Genomic DNA, 19,489 nt, shown 5'->3' with positions numbered 1-19,489 from the left:
AGTTGGTGACGAGCTAGATACCGGGTTCTTCGCCGTGCTTGATCACTGGTTCGGGCTCGACCTTGCCCTGGCCTGTCCTGCCCAGCACCGAGTTGCGCCGGCTGTAGACGAAGTAGACGACGACACCGAGCGCCATCCAGATGAGGAACCGGATCCACGTGAGCGCGGTCAGGTTCAGCATCAGCCACAGGCAGGCGAGGATCGCGAGGATCGGCACCAGCGGCACAAGCGGCACGCGGAAACCGCGCGGCAGGTCGGGCCTCGTCTTGCGCAGCACCAGCACACCCGCGGAGACGAGGATGAACGCGAACAGCGTGCCGACGTTCACCATCTCTTCGAGCTTGCCCGCCGGGAAGAAGCCGGCGGCGACCGCGACGAGCACACCGATGATGATCGTGATGCGCGTCGGCGTGCCGTGGCTGCCGGTCCTGGCGAGCTTGCGCGGCAGCAGTCCGTCCCGCGACATCGCGAACAGCACACGACTCTGGCCGAGCATCAGCACCATGACGACGGTGGTCAGACCAGCCAACGCACCGACCGAGATCACCGTCGCCGCCCAGTCGACACCGTTGTCCGCGAACGCGGTCGCGAGCGTTGCGCGCGTGCCGTCAGGCTGCGTCCTGAGCCGCTCGTACGGCACCATGCCGGTGATCACCAGCGTGACGGCGACGTACAACACCGTGACGATGGCCAGCGAGCCGAGGATGCCGCGCGGCACGGCCTTCTGCGGGTTCTTCGTCTCCTCCGCCGTGGTCGCCACGACGTCGAACCCGATGAACGCGAAGAACACGATGCTCGCCGCCGCGAGCATGCCGAGCACGCCGTACGTGCTGCCCGAGTAGCCGGTGATCAGCGAGAACAGCGACTGCTCGACACCCGCGTGCACGGCAGGACCACTTTCGGCGGCCGGCGGGATGAACGGCGAGTAGTTCTCGGCCTTGATGTAGGTGATGCCGAGCACGATCACGAGCAGCACCACCGCGACCTTGATGGCCGTGATGACCGCACTGACCCGCGAACTCAGCTTCGTGCCGACGACCAGCAGCACCGTGAGCACCGCGACCAGGAGCACCGCGCCCCAGTCGAACTTGATGCCGTCGCCCACCTCGGTCTTCACGTCGAAACCCATGAGCCCCAACGTCGTCTGCAGGTAGGCAGACCACCCCTTGGCGACCGCGGCCGAACCGACCGCGAACTCCAGCACCAGGTCCCACCCGATGATCCACGCGGCGAACTCGCCGAACGTCGCGTAGGAGAAGGTGTACGCACTACCCGCGACCGGCACCGTCGAGGCGAACTCGGCGTAACACAACGCGGCCAGCGCACAGGCGATCGCCGCCAGCACGAACGACAGCGAGACCGACGGCCCCGCGATGTTGCCCGCGGCGCTCGCGGTGAGTGTGAAGATGCCGGCACCGATGACCACCGCGACACCGAAGACCGTGAGGTCCCACGCCGTCAGATCCTTGCGGAGCTTGGTGCCCGGCTCGTCCGTGTCCGCGATCGACTGCTCGATCGACTTCGTGCGCCACAACCCGTTCCCCGGCACGGTGCATACCTCCTTGATGGATCCGATTCGGACCACCCTAGAGGTAACCGCCAGGTGAGATGCCTATAGCTCTTGTCCGCAGGTTGTCCTGCGTTCTGTCTCGACCCGACGGAGCCGCCCTGGGGGAAGGCCGGGCCCTGCCACCCTCGCAAGGTGACCACTCGCACGGCAGGTGACCACCCCGCTGGAACGCGACACGCCCACGCAAGCCGACCCGCGCGCCCCCAACCCACCCCCGAACACGACGAAGCCGCCCCAGGCATTCACCCAGAGCGGCTTCGACAATCCCGAAATCAGGAGCTGGGAACCGCGGACCGGTCCAAATCAGGCTCCAGGTAGATCAACCGAGCATGCGGCACCTTGGCCCGAACCCGCTGCTCCGCATCGTTGATCGCCTGAGCCACCTCGTCCAGCGACAACCGGGGCTCCAGCGCGATCTTCGCCGCCACGAGCATCTCGTCCGGACCGATGTACTGGGTCTTGATGTGGATGACCCGCTGCACCTTGCCGGCGGCCAGCTCGTCGATGATCACGTCGAGGTCCTTGTCGGACGCGCCCTCACCGATGAGCAGCGACTTCATCTCGATGATCAGGATCACCGCGATGATGCCCAGCAGCACGCCGATGGCGACCGTGCCGAGCGCGTCGAAGATCGGGTTGCCGGTGATCGTCGCGAGGCTGACACCGATCAGTGCCAGCACCAGGCCGATCAGCGCGCCCGCGTCCTCCAGCAGCACCACCGGCAGTTCCGGCGTGCGGGAGTTGCGGATGAACTGCCACCAGGTGGCGTCGCCCTTGATCTTCTTCGACTCGACGATCGCGGTGTAGAAGCTGTAGCACTCCAGGCCGATCGCGACGACGAGGATGCCGACCGCGACGAGCGGGCTGGAGAGTTCCTCGGGGTGCTGCAGCTTGTGGATGCCCTCGTACAGCGCGAACACCGAGCCGAGGGTGAACAGCATCAGTGCCACCACGAACGACCAGAAGTAGCGGTCGCGGCCGAAGCCGAACGGGTGCAGCCTGGTCGCCTTGCGCTGGGCCGTCTTCTGGCCGAGCAGCAACAGGCCCTGGTTCGACGTGTCGGCGACCGAGTGCACCGACTCGGCGAGCATCGACGACGAGCCGGTGATCAGGAATCCGATGAACTTGGCCACCGCGATTCCGGCATTCGCGACCAAGGCCGCGACGATGGCCTTGGTTCCGCCCCCTGCTGACACGCCTGTCTCCTTGCTGAGAACCAGTCCGGTTTGTCCGGTCGTGAACCTTAGTCTGTTCCGGCCGTGGCGCGGAAAAGTTCAGCGGATTCAACACCATCCGGTCGCACGAGCACCGCCGGGTCCGACGCGGGGAGCCACACGGACTCGCCACGCGCCAGCCGCAACTGCTCGCCACGGACGTTGGTGAGTACCACGACGCCTTCGGTGCAGATCATGATCTGCGGGCCCTCGTGGTTGATCCGGGTCTCGCCGGCCAGGTCCAACCTGGACAGTTCGAACTCCGGCGCGGACGTGCGGTACACGCGGACGCCGGGCTGGACCTCTTCGCCCAGCAGCACGTCCATGTCACCGCACGTGAAGTCGAGCACTCGCAGCAGCTCGGGCACGTCGACGTGCTTCGGCGTGAGGCCGCAGCGCAGGATGTTGTCCGAGTTCGCCAGGATTTCGATGCCCGTTCCCCGCAGGTACGCGTGCAGGTTGCCGGCGGGCAGGTAAATGGCCTCGCCCGCCTGCAGCACGATCCGGTTCAGCAGCAGGGCCGCGAGGACGCCCGCGTCGCCGGGATAGGACTCGCCCAGTTCGAGGATCGTGCGGCACTCCAGGTCGAACTCGCCGTGCTCCTTCACGTGCAGCACGCACGCGTCCAGCACCTGCGGGAGCAGCGACGACAGCGACGTCTGCGGCAGCGTGATCAGCATCGTGAACAGCGCGCGCAGACCCGCCGAGTCCGGCTGCGCGACCAGCATCTCGGTGTACGGCGAGAGCGCGGGCGCGTCCAGCGTGCGCAGCAACGAGACGGTCCGCGACGGCTCGCGGAACCCGGCCAGGGCGTGGAACTCCGTCAGGGCGCAGACCAGTTCCGGCTTGGCGGCCGGGTCCTTGTAGTTGCGGACCGCGGCGTCGAGCGGAACGCCTCGGCGCTCCTCAGCTGCGAAGCCCTCCGCCGCCTGTGCGGCGGACGGGTGCGCCTGCAGGCTCAGCGCCTCGTCGGCGGCGAGCACCTTGAGCAGGAACGGGAGTCTGCTGCCCCACCTCTCGGCCACGTGCGGGCCGAGTTGGCCGTCGGGGTCCGCCGACAGCAGGTCGAGCAGCGAGCGCTCGATCCCGTCCGCGCCGCGAACGCGGGACGGGTCGCCGGGGTGGGCGCCCATCCACAGTTCGGCTTCGGGATGGGGTGCGGGCACCTCCTTCCCGAGCAGCTCGGCGATGGCCGTGCGTGAACCCCACGCGTACGGCCTTACCGCGTTGTGCAGCAGGTCCACTTCTAAGTCAGCTCCCAAATCAGTACGGGTTGCCGCCGAGAGTCCCGGTGGCGAGCCCGAGGTACAGCGCGGCCAGTTCGAAGCGGAGTGCGAGCAGCGCGGCACTGACCGCGTCGCCTCCCGCCACCTCGACGGCGGGCTCCAGCACGTCGGCGCCCGGCAGGGCGTCCTCGGCGACTTGCCGCACGGCATCGGCCATGGGGCCCTGGCGCACGGCCACCAACAACACGCGCACGAGTCCGCTGCCCGGCTCGTCGTCCGGGTCGGCGAAGAGGTCCGCGCCCGACGTTCCCTGCACCGCCCGGCGGTGAAGCACCGGGCGGGTCAGCGCCTGCGAGTACCCGGAGACGTCGCACGCCACACCGGCGAACGCCCCCAGCACGCCGGCGCCGTGCACGCCGACCGACGTGGCGACCTCGTCGAGGCCCCACAGCAGCGGCGTGCGGTCGGCGACGCGCAACGCGAGCGACTTCGCCGGGTTCACGAACGACTCGTGCATCGGGTGGTCGCGCTCGGCCTCCCGGTCGAGTTCGTCCGCGATCAGTTGGACGTCGGCCTTGAGCAGGCCGAGTGAGTGCAGCACCAGCAGCCACGCGGCGAACGCGCGCGGGAAGCTGAAGCCCGGTGGTACGTCGATGCGGGGCGGCAGCAGCACGGCCCGGCCGGCTGCGGCCGCGGCGATCGGACCGGAGTCCGGCGCCGTCAGCAGTGTGCGGGCGCCCCTGCGGACGGCCCTGTCGATCGACTCGGCGAGCACCCGGTCGCCAGGGTCCTCGGTGTGTGCGAGCACCACGTCGAGAGCGCCCACCCACGGCGGCACCTCGTCGGACACCACGACCGGCACCGAGCAGCCGGGGCCGAGCAACGCCATGACGACGTGGGCGACGGCGACCGAGTGGCCGGGCCGGGTGATGAGCACGACCGCGCGCGGGCGTTCGGAGAAGATCCGCTCCACCCCCGCCTCGGCCGCGGCCTCGGCGGTGGAACGGACCTGTGCCCCCGCCCGTGCGGCGGCGCGCAGCCAGCCGCCCGTGTCGGCATCGGCGAGGCGGCTCTGGTCGTCGAGCAGCGTGTCGTCGAGCACCTACGTCACCCAGCCGGCGGCGGCTCGACCGCCTCGTCCAGCAGCAGCACCGGGATGCCGTCGCGCACCGGGAACGAACGACCGCACGCGGTGCACGTGAGGAAGTCCGCCTCCGGGTCGGACGGCGTACCGACCTGCAACGGCGCGTGCTCGGGGCACGGGCACGCGAGGATCTCCAGCAACTGCTCTTCGATCTTGACGGCCATGATGTTCTCCTCAGGCCCGCACGATCGCGAGGACCTCGTCGCTGAGCGCGGCGACGGCCTCGGGAGTGGCGGCTTCGACGTTCAGGCGCAGCAGCGGCTCGGTGTTCGAAGCCCGCAGGTTGAACCACGACCCGTCCGCCAACTGCACGGTGAGACCGTCCAGCTCGTCGATCGTGACGCCGTCCTTGGAGCCGTACGCGTCCTTGATGGCGGCGATCCGACCGGCCTGGTCGTCGACCGTCGAGTTGATCTCACCGGAGGCGGCGTAGCGGTTGTAGATCGCGGTCAGCGTCGACAGAGGACCGTCCTGCTCACCCAGCGCGGCCAGCACGTGCAGCGCGGCCAGCATGCCGGTGTCGGCCTTCCAGAAGTCGCGGAAGTAGTAGTGCGCGGAGTGCTCGCCACCGAAGATGGCGCCGGTCCTGGCCATCTCCTCCTTGATGAACGAGTGGCCGACGCGCGTGCGCACGGGCTTGCCACCGTGCTCGGCGACGATCTCCGGCACGGCGTGCGAGGTGATCAGGTTGTGGATGATCGTGCCGCCGGGGTCCTTCGCGAGCTCGCGCACGGCCACCAGCGCGGTGATCGCGGACGGGCTGACCGGGTCGCCGTTCTCGTCCACGACGAAGCAGCGGTCGGCGTCGCCGTCGAACGCGACACCGGCGTCGGCACCCTCGGCCTTGGTGCGGGCTTGCAGGTCGACGATGTTCTTTGGGTCGAGCGGGTTCGCCTCGTGGTTCGGGAAGCTGCCGTCCAGCTCGAAGTACATGGGGATCACCTCGATGGGCAGGCCCTCGAAGACCTGCGGCACCGTGTAGCCGCCCATGCCGTTGCCCGCGTCCACGACGATCTTGAGCGGGCGGATGTTCTTCAGGTCGACCAGGGCGTTGAGGTACGCCGCGTAGTCGACGAGCATGTTGCGCTCCTCGAACGTGCCCGGCTCGACGCCCTCGGCGTCCGGGACCTGGTTCTCGGCGTCCTGGCGGATCTGCGCGAGACCGGTGTCCTGGCCGACCGGCGAGGCACCCGCGCGGCACAGCTTGATGCCGTTGTACTGCGCCGGGTTGTGACTCGCGGTGAACATGGCGCCGGGCAGGTCGAGCCGGCCGGACGCGAAGTACAGCATGTCCGTGCTGGCCAGGCCGATGCTGATCACGTTGACGCCCTGCGCCTGAGCACCCTCGGCGAACGCACGGGACAGCCCCGGCGAGGAGTCACGCATGTCGTGACCGATCACGATGGTCGGTCCACCGACCAGGCGCGCGAAGGCGGCGCCGAAATCCCGGACCAGGCCGGCGTCCAGCTGTTCGCCGACCACCCCGCGGATGTCGTACGCCTTGACGATGCCGGACAGGTCACGCACGCCGCACACTCCCGAAACTCGCTCTTGACGGCCACTGCCTGGGCAGCCTACCGGCGAGAGGATTAGTGGTGCGTGTGGTCGGTCAGTCCTCGTGCGGATCGGGCAGTACCCGCAGGTGGCCACGCCGATGAGAGCCCGCGGGCACGTCGGGCAGCTTCGGGCTCACATCAGCCCGCCCAGCCTCCCGCACGGCCTCTGCCAGGGCCGTCAGGTCGTCCACCGTCGGCTCGGGCGCCGCGAACTCACCCTGATGCCTCACGACCTCCCACCCCCGCGGCGCAGTGAGCCGCAAGGCGTGCTCCTCGCACAGGTCGTAGCTGTGCGGTTCGGAGTACGTGGCAAGCGGCCCGACGACCGCGGTGGAGTCCGCATAGGCGTAGGTGAGCGTGGCGACAGCCGGGTTAGCACACCCGGTTCGCGAGCACCGTCTCACGCTCCGCACGATCGGGGACGATAGCGCGTCCACGGGAGGCTGTGTGTGAGGCACGCTGTGTTTAGTCGTCAGGGGTAGCAACTAGGCTGCTTGGTTGTGGTGATGGCACGGGGTTCTCAGCGGCAGGATTCGCCGCGCCGACGCAACCGCGATCGGCACGGGCGAGGTCTGCGCGGCCCTCTCTACCCGGCCACGCTCCCGGCGGCCCGTTCCCGCGCCGAACGCTTCGACGCCCTGGTCATCGAGGCCCTGGAGCCCATCGAGGCTCGCTGGCGCACCGAACTCACCCAGCTCGACGTGGCCGTCGACGACGTGCCGGACGTCCAGGTGGAGGGCGAGGACGGCGTGGTGGAGGACGGCAACGTCCCCCTGGCCCGCCTGCTGCCCGCAGGCTCGGACAACCGTGCCCGGATCGTTCTCTACCGCCGCCCGCTGGAAGCGCGCGCGAAGGACGGCGCCGACCTGTCCGACCTGGTGCACGACGTCCTGGTGGAACAGATCGCGAACTACCTGGGCCTGGACCCGGACGTGGTGGACGAGGGCTGAGCCCTCTCTCACATCAGCCGACCAGCTACGGGACCGGCGCGCCCCGCCGCCGGGTAGGCACCGCGGTCAGCAACGTGAACAACGCCGCCGCAGCCTGACCGAGCAACAAGAAGTCGCGCAACGTACTGGCCATGGAAACCCGGACCTCGGCCCCGCCGGACGGCAACGGCACCCCGACCAGGTGCCCCCAGGCCCGAACAACAGGCACCTGAGCCCCGTCCACGGAAACCTGCCACCCAGGCTCGTCCTCGGCGGCCAGCACCAACACCCGCCCCTCCCCGCCAGGCGACACCCGGACAGCCACATCAGGCAGCGACACGTTCACCGGCGCCACCCCGTCCAGGCCGAGCTCGGCCGGCGGCTCACCACCGGTCCGGGCACGACGGGCAAGGTCAGGCGCCAGCAGAACCCCGGTGTCCGCGACCAGCCGCATCCGCAACACAGGCCGCCCGTCCAAAGCACGTGGCGCCTCGGACACCAGCTCCCCGGCGGCCGACCGAACCCGAGCGGATGCCTCCTCGGACGGCAGCACCACGAATGTGACCCCGGACGAAGCGGCCTGTCCCAGCGCCACCTTCACCGCCGGCGGCGCCCCGTCGAGCAACGATGAGTTCCACCGCCGCAACCGGGCAGGCGACGACACAGTGGGCACGAGGTCGTCATCCCCGAACGCAGGCATCCGACCGGCGACCTGACGAGCCGGCGCCCCGAGGATCAGCACAGAGCGCCCGGTCCGTTCCAGCTCGGCGGTCAGCGACGCGTTCAACGCAAGCCCGCCACCGGACTTCAACGGCCCGGAACGCAGGTCCAGGAACCCGGCCACCCCCAGGCTGACCAGCGTCACCACCCCGACGACGTACACGGCCCGCCGCACCCGAGCCTGCCCGGCCACACCCGGCGGCACCCCGCGCTGACACCCGGCCAGCACCACGCAGACGAGTCCCCAGGCCAAGATCACCAACGGCGCCCCGGGCCAGGCCCCCACCGCGGCCACCGCCGCCAGCGCCCCGATGGCCAGCACGACCACCGTCAGTCCCGGCAACATCGAGGCGTTCGGCCGCAGGACGGCGGCGGCGAACGCGGCAGCGACGAAGACCGAGCACACGATCAGGTTCGGCGGTGGCGACTCGAACGCGGCACCAAGGCCGTTGAGAACCATCTCCGGGTGCTGCAGCAAGACGGCGGGCCACGGCACAAGCAGCCCCATAGGCAGAAGCACGATCACGAACAGAGCCGCGATCCGGCGCGCACCACCGGTCACCGCGATGAAGCCACCCAACGAGCCGATGATCACGACTACATGCGTCAGCGGTGAGAAGGCTCCGAGGACCGCGACACCGATGGCGGTGCCGGACGCCATGGGCAACCAGGCGTGCGTGGACGACGCGCGCAAGACCGCGTACACGCCCGCGAAGACCACGGGCGTGACGATGTGCACGACGACGACGTCCAGACGACCTTCGGCCACGGCGGTCGTGGCGACCGGCAGCAGGCCGTAGAAGGCAGCCACCACCGCGCGCACGGAACGGCGTACGCGCAAGCCGCGTGACGCGATGTAGGCGGACAACGCGGCGAGGGGGATATCGCCGAGCAACAACAAAGCGACGGCGAACGACGGTCCGCCGGGAATCAGGCCCAACACGGCCAACGCCGCGGGGGCGGGCGCCGCGGTGCCACCGAAGACCGGGTGCCAGGAGGACAGGTAGGTCGACCAGACCGACCCCACCGACCCGACCGGGAGCAGCCGGCCACCGGCGAGGTCGAGCCCGAGCCGGGACCAGTTCGCGATCACCGCGACGGCCGAGAGCGACAGCAGCAACAGGACCGGGGGCGCCAGCAGCAGGGAGCGCAGCACCCTGGACTGGTCGACCTCGACGAAGACCATGCCGGACGCGGCACGCGGGCCGGGCGACGGGCGGCGCCGCGGCGAAGGACGCAGCGCACCGGGCAGTGCGGCGTCGACGGGAACGACGACGGGCGGGCGGCGCAGACCGGCTACACGCGGACGACCGCGCGACGCACCGGCCGGCAGGGCGGACGGGCCGACGAGCCGGGAGTCCACTTCGGACGGTTCGAGCCACGCCGAGCCGGAATCGGTTGCGGGCAAACGACCCAGCGCGGCGTCGGCCTCGACCCGGCGGCGGATCAGGAAGGCGGCGCCGGCGCGCACCGCGTTGCGCAGCCGGGTGAGTCTGCTGGTGAAGAGGCCACGCACGACGGCGGAGCCGCGACGGGCGCGCCGCCCCTGCAGCAAACGGCCACGCGTCAGGAGGTAGCGGGCCGCGCCGACTTCGGCGTGTGCGTCCGCGAAACGCCGTAGCAACAGGAAGCCCAGTGCGCGCAGCAGCGACAGGAACAGCAGCCGCGGAACTCCGACGAGAAACGAGGTAGTTGAACAATTAACCAAGAAAGTGCGCATGCCGTGCGCGCGGTCGACGCCACGAAATGACGGACCCGGCCGTGCCATCGTCGCGTCCAAACGGCGTGAGCCTTTAGTCGCGGCGCGTGCATGTCGCATGCGTGCGACAGGTACGCATAGGACCAAATGACCCGCGCGATTAGCGCGCCAGCCGAAGTCGACATCGTCGCGCAGGAGCGGCATCGCTTCGTCGTAACCGCCGAGAGCGTGCCACACCTCACGTTTGATCAACGATCCCGCGGACGATACGGCGAGAACCTCGGTGCTCTGCTGAAACGATGCTGAATGTTCGGCGGATGACAGACCAGTCTGTCGATGTCCTGAAGAATCCGTCGACAGACCCGCCTCGACGACCAGACGAGAATCCACCCAATCGAGGCACAACGGACCGAGCACAGCGGCCGACGGCGACACCTCGGTCGCGGTCAGCAGAGCCGCCAGGCAGTCCGGTTCGGGCGCGCTGTCGTCGTGCAGCAGCCACAGCCACTTGCCAGGGTCACCCCACCGTTCGACGGCGTGGTCGACCGCAATACGCAAGGCGGTGCCGTAGCCCGTGCCACGCGGCGCGGTCAGCACTCCGTCCAGCAGATCTCCCGCCTCCGCCAGGACTTTTGCCGTCCGGTCCGTCGATCCGGTGTCGACCGCGATCACGTGCCGGGGACGAACTCGCTGGCGCCGCAAGGCAGACAGCGCCGTGCTGAGCCACTGGTCGCCGTCGTGGCAGACCAGGACGCACAGCACCGGCGCTGTCCGGAGCCTCGGATGAGGACTTGTCACGTCCTCAAGTTAAGGCAGAAAGATCACGCTTCTGACCGTCTAGACGACTCGCTTCTTCAGCTTGCGGCGCTCTCTCTCCGAGAGACCACCCCAGATGCCGAAGCGTTCGTCGTGCTGGAGTGCGTACTCCAGACACTCCGAACGAACCTCGCAGCCCAGGCAGATGCGCTTGGCCTCCCGCGTCGAACCACCCTTTTCGGGGAAGAACGCCTCGGGATCCGTCTGGGCGCAGAGCGCGCGCTCCTGCCAGTCCTGCTCGTCGGCAGGGTCGAACAGGTACGACAGCTCGCCCTGTACGACCGGCTGCGTGACGTGATCTTCTTCGAGCTCTTCGAATTCCTGCATTTCGTCCGCCTCCTCGCCTTCCGCTCTCCCCGGTTGGCGGACGCCAGACGCCGTTCCCACAACGACGAATGACACCGATGTGATTACACCTGCGTCACAGCGGGCGGTCAAGCGGAGTCCACACGTCGGGGGATATTCCCGCAGATGGCCGCAAAAACCTTGACTCACTGCACAGACAGTGATTCAGGTATCGCAACGGGTCCCCGAACGGCCCACCACGCCAGGCGACACGCCACACTGGAGGGGTGAAGCGATCAGCGGTTCGCCCCAGCCCACTGTTCCTCGGCCTGCTCGCGGCGACCGTCGCCGGAGCCGCGCTCACCCTGCTCGAAGGTGACGTCGCCATCATCTCGGGCACCATCCTCTTCGTACTCGCCGGGTGGGCGGTGACGCTGTGCCTGCACGAGTTCGGGCATGCCGCCGTCGCGTACAAGGGCGGCGATTTTTCCGTACGTGACAAGGGTTATCTGACCCTCGACATCCGTCGTTACACCGACCCGGTGCTCAGCATCGTGCTGCCGCTGGTGCTGCTGGTCATGGGCGGAATCCCCCTTCCGGGTGGCGCGGTGTGGATCAACCACCACGCGCTCCGGTCGAAGAAGATCGACTCGTTGGTCTCACTCGCGGGACCGTTCTCGAACCTCGTGATCGGTGTCCTGCTCGCGCTGGTCGTCACGATCTTCTCGCCGCCCGCCGCCCTCGCCGCCGCGATTTCGTACCTTGCTTTGTTGCAGGTGTTCGCGTTCGTGCTGAACATCCTGCCGGTTCCCGGTCTGGACGGCTGGGGTGCTTTGGAACCGTTCCTCTCCTACGAGGCGCAGCGGTTCGGCGCGAAGGCCCGGCCGTGGGCGCCGCTGGTCCTGTTCGCCGTCCTGATCGGCTTCTCCGAGGTCAGCCGACTGTTCTTCGACGTGTCGACCTGGCTGTTCGAGCTTCTCGGCGGCGACTCGTTCGCGGCGTACCTCGGCTCCGCGACGTTCTCGTTCTGGCGCTCCCTGTAGGCCACTCACCGAGCTGTGGAAGCATGGGCGGGCGTGAAGGTCGTAGCACTCGTCGGCGGGGTCGGCGGCGCGAGGTTCCTACAGGGACTCAAAGCTCTTGGAGCGGACGTCACGGCGGTGGTGAACACCGGCGACGACGTGTGGATGCACGGGCTGCGCATCACGCCCGACCTCGACACCTGCATGTACACGCTGGGCGGTGGCATCGACGTCGAACGCGGCTGGGGCCGTGAGGACGAGTCGTGGACCGTCAAGGAGGAACTCGCGGCGTACGGCGCCGAGCCGTCGTGGTTCGGCCTGGGTGACCGGGACATCGCGACGCACCTCGTTCGCACCCGCATGTTGCGGGCCGGCTATCCGCTGTCGGCCGTGACGGAGGCCCTGTGCGACCGGTGGAAGCCGGGCGTGAGGCTCCTGCCGATGTCGGACGACCGGGTCGAGACGCACGTCGTCGTCGAGCTCGACGACGAGACGAAGGCCATCCACTTCCAGGAGTGGTGGGTCAAGCACCGGGCCGGTCTGCCCGCGCAGTCGTTCGCGTTCGTCGGCGCCGAGACCGCCACCGCCGGACCCGGTGTGCTGGACGCCATCGCCGAGGCCGACGCGGTGATCCTGGCCCCGTCCAACCCCGTGGTGAGCATCGGCACGATCCTCAACGTGCCGGGTGTGCGCGACGCGTTGCGCAAAACCGACGCCGGGGTCGTGGGCCTGTCGCCGATCATCGGCGGGAAACCGTTGCGTGGCATGGCCGACGCCTGCCTGGACGCGATCGGCGTGGAGACCTCCGCCGAGGCGGTCGGGCGGCTCTACGGCTCCCGCAAGTGCTCCGAGGACGGCATCCTCGACGCGTGGCTGGTGCACACCGGCGACCGCGCGGACGTGCCGGGTGTCGCGGTCCGCGCGGTTCCGCTGCTGATGTCCGATGTGGACGCCACGGCGCAGATGGCCCGCGACGCGCTGGAACTGGCCGGAGTCGACGTTGACTGATCACGCCGCGGCGGCGCTGGAGCTGCTGCCGGTCGCGGGCCTGCCGGAATTTCGCCCCGGCGACGACCTGGCCGGCGCGATCACGAAGGCCGCGCCCTGGCTGCGCGACGGTGATGTGCTGGTCGTCACGTCCAAGATTCTGTCCAAAGTAGAGGGACGGCTCGTCCGCGTGCCGGCCGATCCCGAGGAGCGGGACCGGATCCGGCGCGAACACGTCGACGCGGAGTCCGTGCGGGTGCTCGCCCGCAAGATGCGCACGCTGATCACCGAGAACAAGCTCGGCATCGTGCAGGCAGCGTCCGGCGTCGACGCCTCGAACGTGGCGGGCGACGAGATCGCGCTGCTCCCCGTGGACCCGGACGGCTCCGCGGCGACCCTCCGCTCCGCGCTGAAGAAGTCGCTGGGCGTCGAGGTCGCCGTGGTGATCACCGACACGATGGGCCGCGCGTGGCGGATGGGCCAGACCGACGCCGCGATCGGCGCCGCCGGCATCCGCGTGCTGCACGACTACGCGGGTTCGGTGGACGAGCACGGCAACCAGCTCGCGGTGACGATGGTCGCGATCGCCGACGAGATCGCCGCGGCCGCCGACCTGGTGAAGGGCAAGCTCGGCGCGGTGCCGGTGGCGGTGCTGCGCGGTTTCGACGTGGTGGACGACGGTTCCACGGCCCGCGACCTGAACCGGCCGGTCGAGGAGGACCTCTTCAGTCTCGGCACGGAGGAGGCGCTGGCTGCGGGCCGTGCGCAGGCCGTGCTGATGCGCAGGTCCGTGCGGTTCTACTCGGACGAGCCCGTCGATCCGGCTGTGCTGCGGCGGGCCGTCGGTGCGGCACTGACCGCGCCCGCACCGCACCACACGAAGCCGCTGCGCTTCGTGCTGGTGCGGGAGAAGCGCGCGGAACTGCTGAAGGCCATGCGCGAGCAGTGGGAGACCGACCTGCGCGCCGACGGGTTCACCGACGAGCAGATCGCGCGCCGGGTGCGCCGGGGCGACCTGCTCGTGGAGGCACCGGAAATCGTCGTGCCGTTCCTCGTGCGCGACGGCGCGCACTCCTACCCCGACGCCCGCCGCGCGGACGCCGAGAAGACGATGTTCACGGTCGCCGGTGGCGCCGCCGTGCAGGGCCTGCTGGTGGCACTGGCCGCCGAGGGGCTCGGCTCGTGCTGGGTGTCGTCGACGATCTTCTGCGCGGACGTCGTGCGTGCGGTGCTGGGCGTTCCCGCCGACTGGGAACCGCTGGGCGCCGTCGCGGTCGGGCACCCGACCGAGCCGCTGACGCCGCGCGAACCTCTGGAAGGGCTGATCGAACTGTGACGCTGCACGCCGACGCCGTCTCGACGCTGAGCCGGTTCTCGGGACAGGACGCCCTGCGCGAGGCCTACCTGGGCTTCCTGGCGGCCCGCGAGGACGCTTGCCGGCGATCCTGCGAGCCGGGGCACCTCACGGCCTCAGCGTTGGTCCTGGACGCCACGGCGGAGCACGCGTTGCTGACGCTGCACCCGCGCGTGGGCCGGTGGCTGCAGTTGGGCGGCCACTGCGAGCCCGAGGACGTGTCCCTGGCCGCGGCGGCTCTGCGCGAGGCGACCGAGGAGTCCGGCATGCGCGGGCTGCGGATCGAGCCGACGCCGATCCACCTCGACGTGCACCCGATCACGTGCTCGCTCGGCAAGCCGACGCGGCACTTCGACGTGCGGTTCCTGGTGCGCGCACCCGTCGGGGCACAGCCGGTGCGCTCCGCCGAGTCCGTCGACCTGCAGTGGTGGCCGCTGGACTCGTTGCCGGACAACGTGGACGACCTGCACCCGCTGATCGAGAGCGCTCTCGCGCGCCTGCGCTAGAACCTGCGGTAGTCGCGCGGCGAGAACCGCGGTGCCCGCCGCGGCCGCCGCAGGCCCGCCGCCTCCAGGTACATGACCGCGCGGTGGCGTTGCGGCTTGTAGGGCTCCAGCAACTCCATCATGCCGTCGTCGTCGCCCGGCGTGCCGGTCAAGGCCCACGTGACGTTCTTGGCGACGTGGTAGTCGCCGACGCTCACGGCGTCCGGGTCGCCCCAGGCCCGTTGCGCCACCTCGGCCGACGTCCAGACGCCGACGCCGGGCACCTTTTCGAGGAGTTCACGGCTGCGCGTCTCGGCGGCCTTCTCCAGCCGGTGCGCGACCTGGGCGACGTTGATCAACGTCCGGCGCCGGGCACCGTCGAGCCCGCACTGGTGCCACTCCCAGTCCTGCAGGCCCAGCAACCGTTGCGGCGTCGGCGGAACCTTCAGCGCCTTCGGTCCGGGAGCGCTCTCACCGAACCTGCGGCCCAGCTCGCGCCACGTGCGGAAGGCCTCCACGCCGGTGACCTTCTGCTCCAGGATCGAGGCGAACAGCAGGTCCCAGACACGTCCGGTGGCGCCGAGCCGCAGCCCTGGCCGTTGCCTGCGCGACTCGGCGATGACCGGGTGGTGGGCGACGAACTCGTCCACCGTGTCGTCCGCGCCGAGCAGCGCGGGCAGGCCGTCGAGCAGCCACGGCCCGCCCTCACCCCACGCTTCCGCCAGCACCTCACCGCTCGCTCTGGTGATGTGCAGCGTGCCGGGCCCGCACGGCGTGTTCGCCGCGAACCAGACGCCGCCCTCCGCGCTGAAGGACGGGTCGCCTGGCCCGCGGCGCAACCTGCCGAGCACCGCTCCCAGGTCGACCGGGAACGGTGGAGTCCAGGCTTTGCTAGGCATCCGTCGAGAAGCGCACGCCGGCCTCGGGCAACACGACGCCCGGCCACACCCGCGCTCCCCCGATCAACTCACACCGCGCACCGATCACCGCGGAGTCGCCGACCACGGCGTCCTTGAGGACCGCACCGGCCTGCACGAGAGCACCGGCACCCACGATCGAACGCTCGACCACCGCGCCTTCACCGACAACGGCACCGTCGAACAGAATCGCGCCATCGAGCACAGCGCCGTCCGCGACCGTGCAGTTCGCACCGACCGTGCTGCCGCCCTTGAGCGTTGCGCCCGCATGCACCGCAGAGCCTTCGAGCACCAAGTAGTCACCTGGCTGTGCAACCGCCGCCGACGGCGCAACGCCGCGCACGAGGTCCGCAGACCCCTGCACGAACGCCTCGGGCTTGCCGAGGTCCAGCCAGTACGTGGCGTCCACGTGCCCCTGCAACCTCTTCCCTGCCTCGAGCAGCCCGGGGAACGTCTCGCGCTCCACCGACACCGGCCGCCCGGCGGGAATCGCGTCGATCACCTCACGCCGGAACACGTAACAACCGGCGTTGATCTGGTCTGTCGGCGGGTTCTCGGTCTTCTCCAGGAACGCCTGGACGCGCCCCTCGTCGTCCGTCGGCACACACCCGAACGCCCTGGGGTCCTGCACCTTCACCAGGTGCAGCGTCACGTCCGCCTCGTGCTTGCGGTGCGTGTCCACGATCCCCGTCAGGTCGACGCCCGACAGGATGTCGCCGTTGAAGACCATCACGTCGGGCTCACGCAGCTTGTCCGCCACGTTGCGAATCGCCCCCGCCGTGTCCAGCGGCACCTCTTCCACCACGTACTCGAGCTCAAGTCCGAGCCTCGATCCGTCCCCGAAGTACTCCTCGAACACCTCGGCCTTGTAACTGGTACCCAGCACCACGTGGGTGATGCCGGCCTCCTTGATCCGCGACAGCAGGTGCGTCAGAAATGGCACCCCCGCAGTAGGGAGCATGGGCTTGGGAGCGGACAGGGTCAGCGGGCGAAGACGAGTGCCCTTGCCCCCGACCAGCACCACAGCTTCGACGCCGTGCACCTTTTTCCTCCTCCGCGTTACAGCGAGCCGTTCGACGGAATACTCTGACACGAAGCAGATCGTCAGATGGGATCTGGTCCCGGCAAGGAGCTAAATCCGACATGGACCCCCGCGACCGGGCCGACGCCATGCTCGCCCGCGCCCGTGCACGTGGGCGGAACATCGTGACGCCGGACAACATGACGTCCCCGATGGACAGCTCCGACACCCAACAGATCCCTCGCTCGCTGGTCAACGCCGTGGACCCACGCCGAGACCCGGACTCGACCATGATCCTCGCGCCCGCCCAGATGGGCCAGCAGCAGCCGCAGCGACCACCGCACCAAGCACCGCAGCAGCCCATGCCGACGCAGCCGCTGCCGCAGCAACAGGCCCCGGCGGATGACGCGGAGATCACGCAGGTGGTCCGGCCGGGCCTGATCCCGACGGTCTCGAACCACCAGCAGTCCCGCAACTCGCTGACGCAACGGCTGAGCGGCGACATGTAGAGGGCCCGGAGCCCCGCCGATCAGCGGGACTTCCGAGTGAGAATCTTCACCCGCGCCGCAAGCCCGGCCTTCAACGCCATCCGGAACGGCGCCCACAACATCCCGGCATGCCGGTCAGCCATGTACCGGTAAGCACTCCGATGGTGCTCCTTCAACATCCGGTCCGAAGACCGGGCGGTCGAGTGTCCCCCGATGTGCGTGACCTCGGCATCGGGCACGTAGACGTTCAACCACCCGGCCGCACCCACACGCTCCCCGAGGTCGACGTCCTCGAAGTACATGAAGTACCGCTCGTCGAACCCGCCGACGGAGTCGAAAGCCTCACGCCGCATCAGAAAACAGGACCCGGACAACCACCCGGCGGAACGCTCGACCGGAGCCTTCTCCTGCCGATAGGCCCGAGTCCAGGGGTTCGACTTCCAGACGGCACCGAAGAGCGCGTGCCCGGCCCCACGTCCCAGCGAGGGCAACAACCGGGCGGACGGGTAGATCTCCCCGGAGGGTTCCCGGATCAGCGGCCCGAACATCCCACCCCGGGGCCACCGCTGCGCCGCGTCGATCAACGCGTCCACGCTGCCGGGCGAGAACTCGATGTCGGGGTTGGAGATCAGCACCCACCCGACGTCGGAACCCAGCGCCGCGACACCGCGGTTGGCGCCGCCGCCGTACCCCAGATTGCCGCCGGTGGGCAGAAAAGTGACGTGGGAATGCGAAGCCGCAACGGACTCCGGCACCCCGTCGGTGGACCCGTTGTCGGCGAGGACCACCTGCGCCGGACGGGTGGTGGCCTTCGCAAGGGTGTCCACAAAGGGAGCCAGCGTCTCGCCCGGCGAGTACGTGACCGTCACGACACCAAGTCCGTCGCCGTAGTTCACGCGCGTCACCCTAGCGACGACTCAGCGTCGGCTACGCACCAGCATCGCGCGCTCGTAGGCCAGGCGGTGGCGATCGGCGCTGACGGCCCACGAGAAGTCCTTGGCTCGCTGCTGTCCCGAGGCCGCCAGCGAAGCACGGCGGGCCGGGTCGTCCAGGAGGTCGGCGATCGCGGCGGCGATGTCGCCCGCGCCTACGCCGCAGTACGCGACGGCCTCGCCGCCCACCTCGGGCAGTGACAGGCGCCGGGTGGTGAGCACGCAGGCGCCGCAGGCCATGGCCTCCAGCACGGGCAGCCCGAAGCCCTCGCCCAGAGACGGGTACGCCACCAGTTGGGCGCCGCCCAGGAAGCCCGCCAGTTGTTCGAACGGCAGGTAGCCGGCGCGGATCACGCGGATGCGGTGCGGGACGGAGTCCAGGGCGCGCTCGACCTGGCTGTCCCAGCCGGGCTGGCCCGCCAGCACCAGCGCGGGCGGTTCGGCGCGACCCACCATGGCCTGGGCGAAGCCGCGGATCAGCGCCGGGACGTTCTTGCGCGGTTCCAGTGCGCCCAGGAACGCGACGTACGGCGCGTCGCCGAGTGACAGGCTGCGGCGCACCGCGAGGACCTCGTCCGGTGACGGCGGGTGGAAGCGTTCGGTGTCCACGCCGTGCTGGGCGATGTGCAGGACGCGGCGGTCGGCCCCGGCGACGCGCACCAGTTCGTCGGCGGTCGCCTGCGACGGGACCACGCACAGGTCCGCGCGCCGCAACGACGCTCGGGTCCAGGCGCGGAAGAAGCGGGCCTTGACCGACGAGTGCAGCACCGGGTCGGTGAAGAAGGTGGCGTCGTGCAGCGTCACGACCGAGGCGGCCTTGCCGGCCAACGGGAGCGTGTAGTGCGGTGAGTGCACCACGTCCACGCCGAGGGTGCGGATCAGGCGCGGCAGTGTCGTCTGTTCCCAGGCCAGCCGGGCTGTCCTGGTGGCGACGGCGTCAGCGGCGCGGATCACGCGGGCGTTCGGCGCGATCTTGGTGAACAGGTCCTCGTCGCGCGGCTGGCAGACGACGGAGAGCCTGGTCCCGTCCGCGTCCAGCGCCGCGACGAGCGAATCCACGTAACGGCCGACGCCACCACGGTCTGCGGGGATCGCGGTGGCGTCGATCAGCACGCTGGGCTCGG

At 69.7% G+C, this 19,489-nt stretch carries 19 protein-coding genes; 6 read left to right on the top strand and 13 right to left on the bottom strand.

Features of this window, described 5'->3' with window-relative positions; genetic code table 11:
• Nucleotides 1–13: 13 nt before the first annotated feature.
• The 7 genes from IG04_RS0111305 to IG04_RS0111275 form a co-directional block, all read right to left on the bottom strand.
• Nucleotides 14–1,549, bottom strand: coding sequence for an amino acid permease (locus IG04_RS0111305; RefSeq protein ID WP_030476545.1), 1,536 nt, complete (start codon nucleotides 1,547–1,549; stop codon nucleotides 14–16).
• A 293-nt stretch (nucleotides 1,550–1,842) separates the two neighbouring features.
• Complete coding sequence (locus IG04_RS0111300) at nucleotides 1,843–2,766, bottom strand: cation diffusion facilitator family transporter (protein WP_030476544.1); 924 nt, start codon at nucleotides 2,764–2,766, stop codon at nucleotides 1,843–1,845.
• Between the two features lie 47 nt (nucleotides 2,767–2,813).
• On the bottom strand, nucleotides 2,814–4,028 hold the full coding sequence (gene manA / locus IG04_RS0111295; protein WP_030476543.1) for a mannose-6-phosphate isomerase, class I: 1,215 nt from the start codon (nucleotides 4,026–4,028) through the stop codon (nucleotides 2,814–2,816).
• Nucleotides 4,029–4,047: 19 nt separating this feature from the next.
• Nucleotides 4,048–5,112 (bottom strand): hypothetical protein, encoded by a 1,065-nt coding sequence (locus tag IG04_RS0111290; RefSeq protein ID WP_030476542.1) that lies wholly within the window; start codon nucleotides 5,110–5,112, stop codon nucleotides 4,048–4,050.
• 5 nt (nucleotides 5,113–5,117) lie between these two features.
• Nucleotides 5,118–5,318 (bottom strand): Trm112 family protein, encoded by a 201-nt coding sequence (locus tag IG04_RS0111285; RefSeq protein WP_030476541.1) that lies wholly within the window; start codon nucleotides 5,316–5,318, stop codon nucleotides 5,118–5,120.
• Nucleotides 5,319–5,328: 10 nt separating this feature from the next.
• A complete protein-coding gene (locus IG04_RS0111280; protein ID WP_030476540.1) occupies nucleotides 5,329–6,681 on the bottom strand; it encodes a phosphomannomutase/phosphoglucomutase in 1,353 nt (450 codons plus the stop codon).
• Between the two features lie 82 nt (nucleotides 6,682–6,763).
• Nucleotides 6,764–7,123 carry a DUF3499 domain-containing protein gene (locus tag IG04_RS0111275; RefSeq protein WP_189154299.1) on the bottom strand — a complete coding sequence of 120 codons (360 nt, stop codon included), beginning with the start codon at nucleotides 7,121–7,123 and terminating at the stop codon, nucleotides 6,764–6,766.
• A 93-nt stretch (nucleotides 7,124–7,216) separates the two neighbouring features.
• On the opposite strand from IG04_RS0111275, the gene IG04_RS0111270 reads away from it, so the two are divergent.
• A complete protein-coding gene (locus IG04_RS0111270; RefSeq protein ID WP_030476538.1) occupies nucleotides 7,217–7,660 on the top strand; it encodes a metallopeptidase family protein in 444 nt (147 codons plus the stop codon).
• A gap of 25 nt (nucleotides 7,661–7,685) precedes the next feature.
• Here IG04_RS0111270 and IG04_RS0111265 read toward each other — a convergent pair whose 3' ends face one another.
• On the bottom strand, nucleotides 7,686–10,856 hold the full coding sequence (locus IG04_RS0111265; RefSeq protein WP_030476537.1) for a glycosyltransferase family 2 protein: 3,171 nt from the start codon (nucleotides 10,854–10,856) through the stop codon (nucleotides 7,686–7,688).
• Nucleotides 10,857–10,895: 39 nt separating this feature from the next.
• The gene (locus tag IG04_RS47140) at nucleotides 10,896–11,201 is read right to left on the bottom strand and encodes a WhiB family transcriptional regulator (protein WP_051769582.1); all 306 of its coding nucleotides are present in this window, start codon (nucleotides 11,199–11,201) and stop codon (nucleotides 10,896–10,898) included.
• 245 nt (nucleotides 11,202–11,446) lie between these two features.
• On the opposite strand from IG04_RS47140, the gene IG04_RS0111255 reads away from it, so the two are divergent.
• From IG04_RS0111255 to IG04_RS0111240, 4 genes are read left to right on the top strand one after another with little or no spacing between them, the layout of a single operon-like run.
• Nucleotides 11,447–12,202 (top strand): site-2 protease family protein, encoded by a 756-nt coding sequence (locus IG04_RS0111255; RefSeq protein ID WP_030476535.1) that lies wholly within the window; start codon nucleotides 11,447–11,449, stop codon nucleotides 12,200–12,202.
• A gap of 33 nt (nucleotides 12,203–12,235) precedes the next feature.
• Entirely contained in the window at nucleotides 12,236–13,189 is a 954-nt protein-coding gene (gene cofD / locus IG04_RS0111250; RefSeq protein WP_030476534.1) for a 2-phospho-L-lactate transferase, read from the top strand.
• Entirely contained in the window at nucleotides 13,182–14,504 is a 1,323-nt protein-coding gene (locus tag IG04_RS0111245) for a coenzyme F420-0:L-glutamate ligase (RefSeq protein WP_030476533.1), read from the top strand. Before cofD ends, IG04_RS0111245 begins: the two co-directional genes overlap by 8 nt.
• Nucleotides 14,501–15,028: an NUDIX hydrolase gene (locus IG04_RS0111240; RefSeq protein ID WP_030476532.1), complete on the top strand. Its 528-nt coding sequence runs from the start codon at nucleotides 14,501–14,503 to the stop codon at nucleotides 15,026–15,028. The genes IG04_RS0111245 and IG04_RS0111240 overlap by 4 nt, the downstream gene beginning before the upstream one ends.
• Here the strand turns inward: IG04_RS0111240 and IG04_RS0111235 are convergent.
• Both IG04_RS0111235 and manB read right to left on the bottom strand, forming a co-directional pair.
• A complete protein-coding gene (locus tag IG04_RS0111235) occupies nucleotides 15,025–15,906 on the bottom strand; it encodes a DNA-3-methyladenine glycosylase family protein (protein ID WP_030476531.1) in 882 nt (293 codons plus the stop codon). The genes IG04_RS0111240 and IG04_RS0111235 overlap by 4 nt on opposite strands.
• Complete coding sequence (gene manB / locus IG04_RS0111230) at nucleotides 15,899–16,966, bottom strand: mannose-1-phosphate guanylyltransferase (RefSeq protein WP_030476530.1); 1,068 nt, start codon at nucleotides 16,964–16,966, stop codon at nucleotides 15,899–15,901. The genes IG04_RS0111235 and manB overlap by 8 nt, the downstream gene beginning before the upstream one ends.
• Before the next feature lie 101 nt (nucleotides 16,967–17,067).
• On the opposite strand from manB, the gene IG04_RS0111225 reads away from it, so the two are divergent.
• Nucleotides 17,068–17,454: a hypothetical protein gene (locus tag IG04_RS0111225; RefSeq protein ID WP_030476529.1), complete on the top strand. Its 387-nt coding sequence runs from the start codon at nucleotides 17,068–17,070 to the stop codon at nucleotides 17,452–17,454.
• 20 nt (nucleotides 17,455–17,474) lie between these two features.
• Here IG04_RS0111225 and IG04_RS0111220 read toward each other — a convergent pair whose 3' ends face one another.
• Both IG04_RS0111220 and IG04_RS0111215 read right to left on the bottom strand, forming a co-directional pair.
• Nucleotides 17,475–18,329, bottom strand: a complete 855-nt coding sequence (locus IG04_RS0111220) for a glycosyltransferase family 2 protein (protein ID WP_173849961.1) — start codon at nucleotides 18,327–18,329, stop codon at nucleotides 17,475–17,477.
• 21 nt (nucleotides 18,330–18,350) lie between these two features.
• Nucleotides 18,351–19,478 carry a glycosyltransferase family 4 protein gene (locus IG04_RS0111215; RefSeq protein ID WP_030476527.1) on the bottom strand — a complete coding sequence of 376 codons (1,128 nt, stop codon included), beginning with the start codon at nucleotides 19,476–19,478 and terminating at the stop codon, nucleotides 18,351–18,353.
• Nucleotides 19,479–19,489 lie beyond the last annotated feature (11 nt).

Source organism: Lentzea albidocapillata, from assembly GCF_000719115.1.
Classification (GTDB): Bacteria; Actinomycetota; Actinomycetes; order Mycobacteriales; family Pseudonocardiaceae; genus Lentzea; species Lentzea albidocapillata.
Note: the sequence above shows the minus strand (reverse complement) of the source record. Positions and strands in the feature narration are given on the sequence as shown.